Genomic DNA, 14,176 nt, shown 5'->3' on the forward strand with positions numbered 1-14,176 from the left:
AGATATCCCATTCTTAGTGAAGTAAACCCCCTTGAAGACGACGAGGTAGATAGGGCAGAGGTGGAAGTGTGGTAACACATGGAGCTGACTGTTACTAATCGGGTGAGGGCTTGACCAACAAGCCGAGGAAGCGGACAGGATGTAACAGAAATGGGGCGGAACAAGCTTGCTTGTGGAGAACCATTTATGGTACAGACTGAACATTTGCGAAGCAAATGACATCGAACGACGGAGTCGTGAGATGACCACCGCTGGAGTATCGGTACGCAGGTTAGAATTGATTCAAAGAGTTTGATTAACGATCAACAGGCATGTATGTAGTTTTTAAGGTACAAACCTTAATTAAATATTTAAGTAATCCTCCTTAGCTCAGTCGGTAGAGCATGCGGCTGTTAACCGCAGTGTCGTTGGTTCGAGTCCAACAGGGGGAGTTTTTTTATGCCTGTAAACAAGGAATTGTTTACAGGCACTTTTTATATGTTTGTATAAATATCCGTTATATATATCGTAATATTTGACCGAATCAAGTAATCCCCTATAGAATGTTTTCTGATAACAGACTGGAAACTATTTCGAAATCATGCTAGAATGAAATTGGTTTGGTTAAGAAAGAATAATTTATGAGAAAGAAGCAGAAAAATGGAATTATTTGATATCATAGATGAAAACGGAAATCCCACTGGAAAGATCGTAGAACGGAGTATTGCTCACGCAGAAGGAATCCCTCATCGTACTGCTCATATCTGGATCATCCGTCGGAGGAATGAAAAAACAGAGATCCTTCTTCAGAAAAGATCCAGAAACAAGGACTCCTTTCCTGGAAAATTTGATACTTCATCTGCAGGTCACATACAGGCGGGAGATGAACCAATGGAATCGGCATTACGGGAACTGAAAGAAGAACTGGGAATCCATGCGGAATCAGCTGATCTGCAGTTTGCAGGAAAATTCCCCATATCTTTTGCCAGAGAATTTCATGGAAAAATATTCCGGGATGAAGAAATCGCTTTTGTTTATATCTACGATCACCCGGTAGAGATCAATCATCTTACACTTCAAAAGGAAGAAGTAGAAGAGGTACAGTGGTTTGATCTGGAAGAAACGTATCAGCAATGCAGTCAGCACAGAGATAAATTCTGTGTTCCGCTGGGAGGTCTGCAGCTTGTACGTCAATTTATAAAAAGTAACGGCAATACAATAAAGGAGTGAAAGATCATGAGAAAAGATTTCGGAGCAAAGCCTTACACTTATCCACAGCCGGTATTAATGATCGCTACATATGGTGAGGATGGAAAACCGGATGTTATGAATGCAGCCTGGGGAGGAATCAGCGATGATAAGGAAATTTCCATCTGTGTCAGTGAAAATCATAAAACAACTGAAAACATCCTGAAAAAAGGCGCTTTTACAGTAAGTATGGCAGATGTGGAGCATATGACAGCCTGCGACTATGTAGGAATTGTTTCCGGAAACAAAGAGCCGGATAAATTTGTAAAAGCCGGATTTACAGCAGAAAAATCTGAAAAAGTAGATGCACCTATTATCAAAGAGCTTCCAATCTGTATAGAATGTAAGCTGAAAAGCTATGACAAAGACACCTGCCGGCTGATCGGTGAGATCGTAAATGTCAGCGTGGATGAGAGCGTTCTGGATGAAAATGGAAACGTAGATGTTGCAAAAGCAGCACCGATCACTTTTGATCCGTTCAACAATGCATATATCCGTCTTGGCGAAAAAGTCGGCGATGCTTTTAAAGCCGGAACGGCACTGAAATAAATAATATCTACTGAAATACAGAAAGTCTCTTTCACAGGTACAGATAAAAAATTATCTTCTGGAAGAGACTTTCTATTTGTTATAAATATTCTTTAATTCAGAACTCCCAATTCTTTAAAGGCCTGAAAAATCCCGTCCTGATCATTACTCTTTGTTACAAAAGAGAAATGTTTTTGCAGCTCAGAAGGTGCATTTCCCATCAAAACTCCACATCCTACTGCCTCCAGCATTTCCAGATCATTATAATTATCTCCGAATGCAATAGTACTGGTAAGAGGGATTTTTCGAAGATCACAAAGATATTTTACAGCTTCCGCTTTGTTTATGCCGCCAGCCATGATCTCCAGAAGAGAATCGGAAGATCTTGCAATAGATAATTCCGGAAAATATTTGCGAAGAAGTGTTTCTGACGGTGACATATATTCAGAATCGCACATACACAGGATTTTATCTACCATAAGCGTATCTGAGAGAGACTGAAGGGATCCCTCTATAGAGGTAGTTTCCACAACCGTTTCTTCATGGATCACATGAGGGTCTGTCCGGTCTTTTACGATCCAGTCTTCTGAGGTAAAAACATTCCAGGTCACGTGAGGACATTTTTTTTCGATCACATCAATGATTTTGGAAGCGTCAGAAATGCTTATTCCTTTTTCGTAAAGGATATTTTGATCTTCATCCAGGATTAGTGCACCACTGAATGCAATGGTACAACAATGGAAATCATTTTTTTTAATAATAGGACGGATGCCGGAAGGGCTTCGTGCTGAAGAAATAGTAAATAGAACGCCCTGATCTGTCAAAGTATGAATGGCGGAACTAGTCAGCGGAGATACCACATGTTCTGAGGTTAGTAAAGTGCCGTCAATATCGCTGAAAACAGCCTGTGGCTTAAATGAAGATAATGGTTTCATATTCGAGATCCTTTCTGTAAAAGATGAGTATAGGTGTTTCTGTATATAAAATAGCACATAAATAACAAAATAAAAATATATCCAGATTTCATTATGACAAAGCTTTTTTTGGAGCCAGTGCAGTAGATGCCTCTTTTGGAGCATCGGCCACTAGAGAGATCGAAGCAGCTGTGAAACGCTGCGTGTATGCCAATGCAGAGGAAAGCTATCTTCTGGCGGACCATACCAAGTTTGGCAAAAAAAATCTCATAAAATATAATGATGTCAGTGAGTACCAGTTGATCTTTACCGACGAAGAATTGGAAACGGAGCAGAAAAATAAAGTGATCCGACAGGGTGGAAGATTTTGTGAATAGCAAAAATACAGAAATCTGTTGACAGAAGATAAATCTGCAGATTATATATAAATATAACAGATTCACGAAAAAACCTCGGATTATTCAGAAAATTCATGCTTGTAGGTGAATATAGGATATGATAACATAAAAAATATCATTTTTGTAAAAACGCAAAAAAGGAGGTGCTGACATGCGCTCAATGAGAAAAAATGCATATAGGAGAGCTATATCTTCCTAATGATGATGAGATCATCCAGGATCAGATCAAAAAGCTGGATCGACTTTATGATTTCAATATGACACGTCCCACACAGTTGGATAAAAGAAATGCTGAAAGAGATACTACACTATGATATAAGAGTGGAAGGAATGTCCGGCTTTTGAAAAATCAAAAAGAAGCAGGTTGATAGGAACAGGAATGGATGAGGACCTGTCTGATGCTGAAAGAAAAGAGGATAAATTATGGGAATGAATGAAACACCGTCAGCAGACCGTGTACATATCGGTTTTTTTGGCAGAAGAAATGCAGGAAAATCCAGTATCGTAAATAAGGTGACAGGCCAGGAGCTGGCTGTGGTATCCGATGTAAAGGGAACTACTACAGATCCGGTAAGTAAGGCCATGGAACTACTCCCTATGGGCCCGGTGGTGATCATAGATACACCAGGTATTGATGATGAAGGACATCTTGGAGAACTTCGCGTCCGCAAGGCGAAACAGGTGCTGAACAGAGTGGATGTAGCAGTTCTTGTAGTAGATGCCACTGTGGGAAAAACCAGTGTGGATGAAGAATTGATCCATATTTTTAAAGAGAAGGAGATTCCATATCTGGTTGTTTATAACAAGGCAGATCTGCTGAAAACAAAAGATGGGAACCGGCTTTCTTCAGATAATAACTTAAACCGGAATACCCATGGTGCGGTCAAAGAGAGCAATGTCAGCCAGAAACAGGATCATGAAAACCAGAACACAGAGCAATCTATTTATGCCAGCGCCGCCACCGGTCAGAATATCTACGAATTGAAAGAAAAGATCGCTTCTCTGGCAGTAACGGATGAACTGAAATTGCGTCTGGTAGGGGATCTCCTTGAACCATCAGATTTTGCGATTCTTGTAGTTCCCATAGATAAAGCTGCACCAAAAGGGCGTCTGATCCTTCCGCAGCAGCAGACGATCCGTGATGTGCTGGAAGCCGGAGCAGCAGCCATCGTGATCAAAGAGGATGAGCTTTCCAATACACTGGAAACCCTGGGGAAAAAACCAAAGCTTGTGATCACAGACAGCCAGGTCTTTGCCAGAGTCAGTGAAGAAACTCCAGAAGACATCTGGCTTACTTCATTCTCTATTCTGTTTGCCAGATTTAAAGGAAATCTAAAGACAGCGGCAGCTGGGGCAGCAGCACTGGACCGGCTGAAAGACGGTGACAAGATCCTGATCTCAGAGGGATGTACCCACCACAGGCAGTGTGATGATATCGGAACAGTCAAGCTTCCACGCTGGATCCGTAATTATACGGGGAAAGAGCTGGAATTTGAGTATTCCTCCGGAAGAGATTTCCCGGAGGATGTGACGAAGTACAGTCTGATCGTGCATTGTGGCGGATGTATGCTTAATGAGAGAGAAATGCGTTACCGTCAGAAATGTGCATTGGATCAGGAGATTCCTATCACCAATTACGGAATTGCCATTGCCTACATGCAGGGAATCCTGAAACGTTGTGTGGAAATGTTCCCGGATGTGAGGAAAGAACTGGAACAGTAATTTTTTTCAGGTGTTTACATTTTTTCCGAAAAATGATATAGTAGCGATTGTTCATTTTATAAATTTGCAAAAGGTGACGATAAGGAGTTGCAGATACAATGATCGATCAGACACTTTCACAGGCCCTGCAGAAAGAAATTCCAATACTTACAGCTCAGATCCGAAGTCTCTATGCAGAATTCGATAAAAAATTTCATCTTAACGGAGCAAAGATCCCTATAACTTTTGGCATGGAGCCGGATCTGCTGGGATCTTATACAAGAGGCAGCTGCCACGAAAAAGAGCATTTCCATTTTTCTCTGCTGTTTATTGGCTATGCGGTAAAAAATCCTCTGAAAAAAGAAGACCGACTGGATCTTTACAAACATGAATATGCCCACTATATGCAGTATAATTTTCACATTCCCTCAGAGTATCAGTGGCAGCACGGAACCCACGGAAGCGCCTGGAAATACTGCTGTTCCCTGACTGGTGCGGCACCAACGCCATATTATAAGGCAGGGGAAGCTCTGATGAAACACAACTATGAGAAAAAACTCCGAAGCCCGATCCATGACCGTACTGTAACGGTGCGGGATACTTACAGAAGAGAGCAGCAGCACAGGAATACTCAGAACAGTATTGTACGCTATGAGATCGGAGAGGATGTCAGTCATCCGAAATTCGGAACCGGAAATATTGAGCATGTAGAGCAGCTTCCGGGTTCTGTAAGGCTTCACATCCGTTTTGGAGAAGAACTGAAAGTGATCGATCAGAAATGGCTTCTTCGGACAAAATATAAAAAGAGCTGAATATAGTTTTATAAAAATAGACATCATCCTGGATATCAAAATAGATATCATATGGAGATGTTTATTTTTTTTATATCATTGATACAGTATAAAAAAATTCTCCGGTACAGAAAATCTGTGTTCCGGAGAATTTTAAGTCAGGCGGATATTTGCGATCCGCATTTAGCCAGTTGCCTGATTCGGTTAAAATCAGCTTATATTACTCAGAAACCTTCACAAACTGGCTGTTATAAAGCTTCTGATAGAATCCGCCTTTTGCCATAAGCTCTTCATGGCCTCCCTGCTCGATGATGCTTCCGTCTTTCATGACAAGAATCTCATCTGCATTGCGGATGGTAGAAAGACGGTGTGCAACGATAAAGCTTGTTCGCCCCTGCATCATCCGGTCAAATGCCTCCTGGATCAGCATTTCTGTTCGGGTATCAATACTGGAGGTTGCCTCGTCAAGGATCAGCATTGGCGGCAGACACAGCATGACACGGGTGATGCAGAGAAGCTGCTTTTGTCCTTGACTTAAGCTGTCTTCATAAAGAATGGTATCCAGGCCATTTGGAAGACGGCGGATAAATTCCCAGCTGTGGGACATTTTAGCTGCCTGGATCACGTCCTCATCAGAAGAATCCGGCTTTCCGATACAGATGTTGTCACGGACAGTTCCATGCTTGATCCAGGTATCCTGGAGAACCATGCCATAGCTTCCGCGGAGGGCATGTCTGGAAACATCGGTGATGGGGGTTCCGTCCACGGAAATACTTCCACCGGTGACGTCATAGAACCGCATCAGCAAGTTGATAAAAGTTGTCTTGCCACAACCGGTAGGGCCTACGATGGCAATACGTCTGCCTGGTTCTGTATGAAGATTAAAGTTTTTAATGAGAGGTTTGTCCGCTTCGTAGCGGAAGGAAACATTCTGGATATCCACTGCACCTTTTACATCGACAAGAGTTCCGGACGGATCCGGGCTTTCTGGCTCTTCCTCCAGAAGATCAAAGATCCTGGTAGCGCATGCCAGAGCGTTCTGAAGCTCTGTGATCACGGAGCTGATATCGTTGAAGGGCTTCATATACTGGTTTGCATAAGCCAGCAGTACGGAAAGTCCACCGACAGTCAGATGACCGCCCGGGATCAGAAAGGCACCTGCAAGAGCTACACCTGCGTAAATGATGTTGTTGACACATCGTGTGGACGGGTTGGTGAGGCTGCTGTAAAAAACAGCCTTCTGGCTGGCATCACGGAGTTCTTCATTGATCGCAGCAAAACGTTCGGAAGAACGATTTTCGTAACCAAAGGCCTGAACCACTTTCTGATTTCCGATCATTTCCTCGATCAGTGCAGTCTGACGTCCACGGGCATCACTCTGCGCACGGAACATCTGGAAGGAATGGGAGGAGATGAATTTCGCCACAAAAAAGCTTACAGGTGTCAGGACAATGATCATCAGAGTGATCCACACATTTTTGGAGAACATGAAGAGCAGGGTTCCGATGATGGTGATGACACCGGAAAACAGCTGTGTAAATCCAAGGAGCATACCATCGGAAAGAATATCCGTATCTGCGATGACACGGCTGATGATATCACCGGTGCTGTGTCCGTCCAGGTAGGACAGAGGAAGCTTCTGGATATGGCGGATGGATCTTGCACGGATATCCTGTACTGTGCGGTAGGTCATACGGTTGTTGATGACACTCATGATCCAGGTGGCAATGCCGGAAAATACGATCATGACAAGAATACGGGAAAGATAGAATCCCATTCTTGTAAAATTAACTTCGTGGGCAGCAACGACCTCATCAATGGCATAACCAAAAAGTACGGGGACATACAGCTGCAAAATTACAGTGACTGCTGCCAGGATCACACTTAATACGAGAAGAAAACGGTATTTTCCAATGAAACGTAGTACCTTGAAAAAGGTTGCCATGCTGTTTTTGTTTTTGGCGGTTGTATCTGTTTTACTCATGACAGGACCTCCTTTCCAGTCGCTTTTTCATATTTGGTACGCTCTTCCGGGAACTGTGAGAAAAAGATCTCACGGTAGGTTTTACAAGTAGAGATCAGCTCCTGATGGGTTCCTTTTCCGGCAAGCTGACCGTCATCCAGTACCAGGATCAGATCGGCCTGGCGGATGCTGGCGGCTCTCTGGGATACCAGGAAGGTGGTGGTGTTTCCACCAAGCTGGTGAAGGGATTTCCGAAGTGCCGCATCTGTGGCAAAGTCAAGAGCACTGGCACTGTCATCCAGGATCAGGATCTCTGGTTTTTTCACAAGGGCGCGGGCAATGGTAAGTCTCTGACGCTGGCCACCGGAAAGATTCCGGCCGTTCTGTTCCAGACGGAAATCCAGCTGACCGTCCTTTTTCTCTACGATTTCACGAGCCTGAGCGGTGGTAAGTGCTTCCCACATTTCTTCGTCCGTGGCATCTTCCCGTCCCCAGCTTAAGTTATCGCGGATGGTTCCCTGGAAAAGTGCTGCTTTTTGAGGAACTACGCCGATTTTTTCCCTGAGTTCCTGCCTGGAATAGGTCTGTATATTCTGACCATCGAGGGTAATGACTCCGGAGGTTGCGTCGTAGAAACGGGCGATCAGATCCACAAGAGTGGATTTACCGCTTCCGGTACCGCCGATGATTCCGATCGTAGAGCCTTTTTTTGCGGAAAAAGTGATATCAGAAAGGCTAGGTGCGCCAGTTCCTGCATAGGAGAAACTCACATGGTCAAAGGCAACTGCATAGTCACTGTTTTCCGCAGTCGGTAAGGAAGCTTTGTCCGGGTAAGTCATGGTGGAATCGACTTTCAGGATTCCGGCAACGCGATCCGCACAGGCCATGGATTTGTTCAGGGTGATGATCAGGGACGCAAGCTTGATCAGTTCTACGATCATCTGTGCCATATAGTTGTAAAGAGCAACTATTTCACCCTGCTGCATGTTTCCGAGGTTTACCTGTACACCTGCAGTCCGGATCAGGATTACTGTTGCGATATTGATCAGTACATAAGTTGCAGGATTTAAAAGTGCAGAGATTTTTCCGACAAATTCGTTCAGTCTGGTAAGTGCAAGATTGCTTTCGTCAAACTCCGCAACGGCATCAGCTTCACGGCAAAATGCACGGATCACACGGACACCGGTCAGGTTTTCTCTGGTAAGACGGGTGACGGAATCCAGACGTCCCTGTACTTTTTTGAAAAGCGGGATACTTAAAAACATGATCACAAAGACAACCAGGAACAGTACCGGAATGGCAACTGCGAAGATCAGTGCACAGCGCACATTGATGGTAAAAGCCATTACCATAGAGCCTAGAACAATAAACGGGCTTCGAAGAAGAAGACGGAGTCCCATGTTTACTCCGTTCTGTACCTGATTGACATCGTCTGTAAGACGGGTGATCAGCGTGTCAGTGCCAAGGGTGTCCAGCTCCGTATAGGAAAGCTTCTGGATATGGTCAAATACAGCCTGACGCACTTCTGTGGCAAAGCCTACGCTGGCTTTTGCAGCAAAAAACTGTGCAGTAATGCTGACTGCAAGTCCTGCAGCAGCCATCAGTATCAGGATAAAAAACTTCTGAACGATATAGCCGTGGTCATTATTTGCAATTCCCACATCGATGATCTGGGCGATGACGACAGGCACCAGCAGATCAAATACAACTTCCAGAAACTTGAAAAAAGGAGCCAGAACGCTTTCTTTTTTGTAGTTTTGAAGATATTTTGCAAGTGTTCGCATTTCTTTTTCTTCCTCCGTTTCCTTATTTTTCTATAATAAACCTCTGTTATTATACTCCTATGGAGATAATACGTATAATATTGTTTTTAATGTATGATAATATAATTTTGCTATTGCCTGGGACGGAAATCTGTGGGATGATAGAAGTATGGTTTTTCGGATAATTGCGTGGGAAAGATATTCATAGTATTTACAAAGTATTGCAGATATAGTATTTCTTAACCGAATTAAGAAAGTACTCTGTGGGACAGCGAAAAGCAATAAGCAGTAGATGGGTTTTGCCTGTGTTATATATCAGATAAAGAAAGAAGGATTTATATATGGAAATCAGACAGCTGGAATATTTTCATGAGATCGCAGCAACAGGAAGCATCAATGAAGCCGCAAGGAGACTGAACATGTCCCAGCCGCCGCTGAGCTATCAGATCAAGCAGCTGGAAGCAGAGCTGAAGGTGAAGCTTTTTGAGCGGACCAGGGCAGGCGTGACACTGACAGAAGCCGGAAAGCTTCTTTATGACAGGACAGAGAACATTTTGAGCTACGTTCGTTCCACAGAACTGGAAGTATCCAAAGCAGGGAAAAAACAGGTTTTACGTATCGGGATCACGCCAACCACAGTGACCACCATTATGCCTTATATTTCCAGATTTTCCAGGGAAAATTGTGATGTAAACTTTGAGGTAAGGGATGCGATCACCTTTACACTTCTGAATTATCTGATGGATGGGATCATTGATGTTTCGGTAGTGCGTACACCTATCAAGCTGGAAGGTTTAAATTATCTGGAACTGGATGAGGAACCCATGATCGCGGTCCTTCCTCCGGAGATCCCGGAAAATGAGACAAAAAAAGAGGGCATCAGCCTTAAAGAGCTGACCGGACGCCCTCTCATTATTTACCGGCGGTACGAAGAATTTCTGATGAAAGCTTTTGGAGAAAAAAATCTTCAGCCGGATATTTTCTGTGTCTGCGATGATCCCAGAGACGCCATGCTCTGGGTGCAGGAAGGTCTTGCAACCGCCGTTTTTCCAAGATCCATGGAAGATCTCTGTACAGATCTTCCGATCCGGATCATTGAAGAAGAGAAGCTGAAGACCAGGATCCTTCTTGCCTGGAAAAAGGATCGCAGGCCTTCTGCCGTGATGCAGGATTTTATCAATATCTGTGAGAAATATGCAGGAAACCCTGCAATCTGATCATGGACCTGGAAAGGGGATGTACGCAGAAATCAGTCTTTGAGATGCTCTTCCTTCCAGTGCTTCCATTTCTGAACAGCTTCCGGATTCTGCTTTTCCAGCCGTTCTTCCAGCTTTTTCCGGCGCTGTTCCAGCCGTTCTAGGACTTCCGGATGCTCGGCAAGGATTTTTTCTTTCAGCTTGCCACGGCGCTTTTCCAGAAGATGAAGGATCAGTTTCCGGTCGGAAGTTAATTCCTCAGGCAGCTCATCCATATGTAATTCAATTCTTCGAAGCAGTTCATCCTCATCCAGAACACCCAGCCCATGCCAGTTATCCAGAAGCTCTTCCAGACCTTCTTCGGAGAGACGTTGGATATCCGGGATCTGATGCAGCTGTTCAATAATGTGATGGACAGATTCTTCGATCTCTTTTACTGCATCATCACCAAAAGCCCAGGCGAACTCTTCCAGGGTATTTTCTTCCTCTGCCGGAAGAAAAGCGATACTGCGGCGCAGAAGCTTTGTCTCGTCTTCCTTTGGAACATCCAGTTCATAAGGGGCTTCGATCCCTGCGTCATGCAGAGCAGCAAGAATGGTACGGCGGACCATACCGTCCTTGATCATATGACCGATGCCGAACTGACGCAGCTGGTCATTGATCTGGGTGGAATGCTCTGTGAGGTAAAAACGGATCCCACGTTTTTTCAGGCTTGCGGAGATGGCATCCAGACGGTCTGCTGCTGTGACATCAATGCTGTTGATAGCACTGGCATCTACGATCACTACCCTGGTGTCTTTTCGGATGCTGTTCTCAATATCTTCCTGAAAAATCTTTATATTTGCAAAAAACAGGTTTTCACTGAAACGGTAGATCACAACGCCCTTAATAGGGTAGGCGAAACGGTTTTTGGACAGATCAAAATAAGCATCTCTTCCAGGGATCATACCACGGAAGGAGCGCGGCGGGTTGGTGGCCTTCAGGATCACAGCTACGAAAGAGAGCAGGATACCAATGATAACCCCATAAATGGTTCCAAGACAGAGCACACTGAAACCGGCAGCCATGAAGATGTAGAATTCTGTACGGCTTACTTTGAAAAGACGTACAGCCAGATGGGTTTCCACCACATCCATCAGAGCAGAGATCACAATGGCTGTCAGTACAGGAACCGGAAGATATCCGATAAAACCGGTGCCGAAAAGAAGGATCAGAGCCATGGTGATCCCGGCAGTGATGGAAACCGCCTGAGATTTTCCACCGTACTGTTCATTGAGGGAGGTGCGGGAGATACTGCCGTTTACCGGGCAGCAGCCTACTGCGGCGGCAGCAATATTTCCGGCGGCACAGGCCAGGATTTCCTGACGGTCGTTCAGCTTATAATCATTGCGGAACGCAAAGGTATTCTCTGCAAGAAGAGTTTCTGCCATAATGACAACAGCAACCATAAGACCGCGGCCTGCCGCCTGGGTCAGATCAACATTTCCGAAATCCGGGATCACCAGGGAGGGAAGTCCACGTTCTACAGACTGCAGGAGGACTACGCCTTTTTCGTCCACATGAAAAACAACGGTGGAAAGAACACCCAGAGCCATAATAACGATAGCCATGGGGAATTTCGGCGCCAGCTTTTTAAATGTGCGGATCAGCACCAGAGCACCAAGCCCCATGAAGAGGGAAAGCCAGCTGATATTTTTGGCAGCAGCAAAGATATGCTCTGCCAGTTCCAGGAGCTCTCCGGATCCTGCAGGACTTCCCATAAGTTTCGGGATCTGCATCAGGATGATGGTAACTGCGATACCGCTGATAAAACCGCCCATAACAGGTGTGGAGATAAAGTCCACGATCTTATCTGCGTGAAGCAGAAAGAAGATAAACAGCCACAGACCTGCAAAAAGTGCGATGGCAGGAACATAATCCATGGCAGCTTCTGACTCTGCAGCAATGCCAAGAGTAGACAGTGCACCACCTACAATGGCAGCAGGTGCCGCATCAACTCCAAAGATAAACTGTCTTGAAGTGGAAAATAGAGCAAACAAAAGGATCGGCAGAACAGAACCGTACAGTCCGTATACCGCCGGGATCCCGGAAATCTGGGCATATCCCATGGAGATAGGGATGGAAACAGCTGCTATGATGATGCCGGAGAAAATATCTTTGGGAAGGTATTCCTTCCGATATCCTCGCAGCGTGGAAAACAGGGAAAGCTTCATATAGTCACATCCTTTTCTGAAAAATATTTTCTATTATATACCAAAGAGAGCCTGCAGGAAAGAAGCAAAGCAAAGGTTCCGGGTGAAAAATCGTGGACAAAGAATAACTGCCATATTATAATAAATGCGAAATTGCAGTAACCGTAAGAGAATACAGGCTGCAAAGCTGAGAAATCATCAATCATCAGGAAAGGTTAAGATATAAATGAAAAAAGCGATCATAGCAATGAGCGGCGGTGTAGACAGCTCCGTGGCAGCTCTTTTGACAAAGGAATCCGGTGACGAGTGCATCGGCGCTACCATGAAACTTTACAACAACGAAGATATCGGTGTCCACAGGGAAAAGACCTGCTGTTCCCTGGACGATGTTGAGGATGCCAGAAGCGTAGCCTATCAGATGGATATGCCTTACTACGTGTTTAATTTTACCGCAGATTTCCATACAGAGGTTATGGACAGGTTTGTAGATGCCTACGAAAACGGCTGCACCCCTAATCCATGTATCGACTGTAACCGATATCTGAAATTTGATAAAATGTTTCACCGCATGCAGGAGATCGGCTACGATTATATTGTAACCGGACATTATGCAAGAGTGGAGTACGATGAGAAACGGGACCGCTACCTTCTGAAAAAAGCAGCGGACGATACAAAGGATCAGTCATACGTTCTCTATATGCTGACCCAGGAACAGCTGGCACATGTAAAGCTTCCGCTTGGAGGTCTCCGGAAGGACCAGGTTCGTGTCATTGCCGAAAAACATGGCTTTATCAATGCCAGAAAGCATGACAGTCAGGATATCTGCTTTGTGCCGGACGGCGACTATGCGAAATTTATTGAGAAGTACACAGGCAAAAAAACACCGGAGGGTGATTTTGTAGATAAAGAGGGAAACTATATCGGACGCCATAAGGGGATCATCCATTACACGATCGGCCAGCGCCGCGGCCTTGGCATTCCGGCGGCCAGCCGTCTTTATGTCTGTGAGATCTCTCCGAAGACCAATACGGTAGTTCTCGGGGACAACGCAGATCTTTTCAGTAGTGAACTGGAGGCAGACAGTGTAAATCTGATCTCTGTGGACTGCTTAGCTGAGCCGAAAAGAGTGACTGCCAAGATCCGTTACCGTCACAAAGAGCAGCCTGCCACTGCATGGCAGACACCGGATGGCATCCTTCATGTGAAATTTGATGAACCGCAGAGAGCTATCACAAAAGGTCAGGCTGTGGTGATGTATGACGGAGATGAGGTTGTAGGCGGTGGCGTTATAAATAAAATCTATAGCCAGTCATAAATAAAGGTGAGAACCTAAATAGATAAACCCCATTGACATACTAGGAAAAGGGTGATATGATTGCATCATCAAAAAACGGAGCACACAAAACAAGGTGAGCAACGTGATGATTAGGAGGAAATCATGAAGGTTTTACAGAAGTCAACAAGGGTGTTTATCGAAGAAAAGCGAATGTGTTGTTGTCGCTG

12 protein-coding genes, 1 tRNA gene and 1 rRNA gene are annotated in these 14,176 nt (G+C 44.7%); 10 read left to right on the top strand and 4 right to left on the bottom strand.

Annotation, left to right across the window (positions count from 1 at the left end; genetic code table 11):
- From DMI82_RS13610 to DMI82_RS13625, 4 genes are all read left to right on the top strand, one after another.
- A 23S ribosomal RNA gene (locus tag DMI82_RS13610) occupies window positions 1-118 on the top strand; the annotation flags it as partial.
- Window positions 119-358: 240 nt separating this feature from the next.
- Window positions 359-431: transfer RNA gene (locus tag DMI82_RS13615), tRNA-Asn, on the top strand.
- A gap of 208 nt (window positions 432-639) precedes the next feature.
- A complete protein-coding gene (locus tag DMI82_RS13620; protein ID WP_022426119.1) occupies window positions 640-1,209 on the top strand; it encodes an NUDIX hydrolase in 570 nt (189 codons plus the stop codon).
- A gap of 6 nt (window positions 1,210-1,215) precedes the next feature.
- Window positions 1,216-1,776, top strand: a complete 561-nt coding sequence (locus DMI82_RS13625; protein WP_015526817.1) for a flavin reductase family protein — start codon at window positions 1,216-1,218, stop codon at window positions 1,774-1,776.
- 92 nt (window positions 1,777-1,868) lie between these two features.
- On the opposite strand, the gene DMI82_RS13630 is transcribed toward DMI82_RS13625, so the two are convergent.
- Entirely contained in the window at window positions 1,869-2,690 is an 822-nt protein-coding gene (locus tag DMI82_RS13630) for a Cof-type HAD-IIB family hydrolase (RefSeq protein ID WP_015526816.1), read from the bottom strand.
- Between the two features lie 77 nt (window positions 2,691-2,767).
- Here DMI82_RS13630 and DMI82_RS13635 point away from each other — a divergent pair, with 77 nt between their 5' ends.
- The 4 genes from DMI82_RS13635 to DMI82_RS13650 all read left to right on the top strand — a co-directional run bounded on the left by DMI82_RS13635 (window position 2,768) and on the right by DMI82_RS13650 (window position 5,580).
- On the top strand, window positions 2,768-3,046 hold the full coding sequence (locus tag DMI82_RS13635; protein ID WP_092070922.1) for a hypothetical protein: 279 nt from the start codon (window positions 2,768-2,770) through the stop codon (window positions 3,044-3,046).
- A 191-nt stretch (window positions 3,047-3,237) separates the two neighbouring features.
- Window positions 3,238-3,381, top strand: coding sequence for a maltose acetyltransferase domain-containing protein (locus DMI82_RS13640; RefSeq protein ID WP_110103615.1), 144 nt, complete (start codon window positions 3,238-3,240; stop codon window positions 3,379-3,381).
- A gap of 109 nt (window positions 3,382-3,490) precedes the next feature.
- Window positions 3,491-4,789 carry a [FeFe] hydrogenase H-cluster maturation GTPase HydF gene (gene hydF / locus DMI82_RS13645; RefSeq protein WP_110103616.1) on the top strand — a complete coding sequence of 433 codons (1,299 nt, stop codon included), beginning with the start codon at window positions 3,491-3,493 and terminating at the stop codon, window positions 4,787-4,789.
- 98 nt (window positions 4,790-4,887) lie between these two features.
- Window positions 4,888-5,580 (top strand): hypothetical protein, encoded by a 693-nt coding sequence (locus tag DMI82_RS13650; protein WP_021652967.1) that lies wholly within the window; start codon window positions 4,888-4,890, stop codon window positions 5,578-5,580.
- A gap of 199 nt (window positions 5,581-5,779) precedes the next feature.
- Here DMI82_RS13650 and DMI82_RS13655 read toward each other — a convergent pair whose 3' ends face one another.
- Together DMI82_RS13655 and DMI82_RS13660 are read right to left on the bottom strand one after the other, a co-directional pair.
- Window positions 5,780-7,543, bottom strand: coding sequence for an ABC transporter ATP-binding protein (locus DMI82_RS13655; protein ID WP_110103617.1), 1,764 nt, complete (start codon window positions 7,541-7,543; stop codon window positions 5,780-5,782).
- Window positions 7,540-9,306, bottom strand: a complete 1,767-nt coding sequence (locus DMI82_RS13660; RefSeq protein ID WP_110103618.1) for an ABC transporter ATP-binding protein — start codon at window positions 9,304-9,306, stop codon at window positions 7,540-7,542. The genes DMI82_RS13655 and DMI82_RS13660 overlap by 4 nt, the downstream gene beginning before the upstream one ends.
- A 320-nt stretch (window positions 9,307-9,626) precedes the next feature.
- Here DMI82_RS13660 and DMI82_RS13665 point away from each other — a divergent pair, with 320 nt between their 5' ends.
- A complete protein-coding gene (locus DMI82_RS13665) occupies window positions 9,627-10,502 on the top strand; it encodes a LysR family transcriptional regulator (RefSeq protein ID WP_110103619.1) in 876 nt (291 codons plus the stop codon).
- A gap of 32 nt (window positions 10,503-10,534) precedes the next feature.
- Here DMI82_RS13665 and DMI82_RS13670 read toward each other — a convergent pair whose 3' ends face one another.
- Window positions 10,535-12,694: a SulP family inorganic anion transporter gene (locus DMI82_RS13670; RefSeq protein WP_110103620.1), complete on the bottom strand. Its 2,160-nt coding sequence runs from the start codon at window positions 12,692-12,694 to the stop codon at window positions 10,535-10,537.
- A 205-nt stretch (window positions 12,695-12,899) separates the two neighbouring features.
- Here DMI82_RS13670 and mnmA point away from each other — a divergent pair, with 205 nt between their 5' ends.
- Window positions 12,900-13,988 (top strand): tRNA 2-thiouridine(34) synthase MnmA, encoded by a 1,089-nt coding sequence (gene mnmA, locus DMI82_RS13675; RefSeq protein WP_110103621.1) that lies wholly within the window; start codon window positions 12,900-12,902, stop codon window positions 13,986-13,988.
- The last annotated feature ends 188 nt before the right edge of the window (window positions 13,989-14,176 follow it).

The organism is Blautia sp. BCRC 81119 (assembly GCF_003184505.1).
GTDB lineage: Bacteria > Bacillota > Clostridia > Lachnospirales > Lachnospiraceae > Blautia_A > Blautia_A fusiformis.

Coding starts and splice junctions, on each gene's coding strand:
- DMI82_RS13620 (WP_022426119.1), top strand. CDS start 640: ATGGAATTATTTGATATCATAGATGAAAACGGAAATCCCACTGGAAAG.
- DMI82_RS13625 (WP_015526817.1), top strand. CDS start 1,216: ATGAGAAAAGATTTCGGAGCAAAGCCTTACACTTATCCACAGCCGGTA.
- DMI82_RS13630 (WP_015526816.1), bottom strand. CDS start 2,690: ATGAAACCATTATCTTCATTTAAGCCACAGGCTGTTTTCAGCGATATT.
- DMI82_RS13640 (WP_110103615.1), top strand. CDS start 3,238: ATGCATATAGGAGAGCTATATCTTCCTAATGATGATGAGATCATCCAG.
- hydF (WP_110103616.1), top strand. CDS start 3,491: ATGGGAATGAATGAAACACCGTCAGCAGACCGTGTACATATCGGTTTT.
- DMI82_RS13650 (WP_021652967.1), top strand. CDS start 4,888: ATGATCGATCAGACACTTTCACAGGCCCTGCAGAAAGAAATTCCAATA.
- DMI82_RS13655 (WP_110103617.1), bottom strand. CDS start 7,543: ATGAGTAAAACAGATACAACCGCCAAAAACAAAAACAGCATGGCAACC.
- DMI82_RS13660 (WP_110103618.1), bottom strand. CDS start 9,306: ATGCGAACACTTGCAAAATATCTTCAAAACTACAAAAAAGAAAGCGTT.
- DMI82_RS13665 (WP_110103619.1), top strand. CDS start 9,627: ATGGAAATCAGACAGCTGGAATATTTTCATGAGATCGCAGCAACAGGA.
- DMI82_RS13670 (WP_110103620.1), bottom strand. CDS start 12,694: ATGAAGCTTTCCCTGTTTTCCACGCTGCGAGGATATCGGAAGGAATAC.
- mnmA (WP_110103621.1), top strand. CDS start 12,900: ATGAAAAAAGCGATCATAGCAATGAGCGGCGGTGTAGACAGCTCCGTG.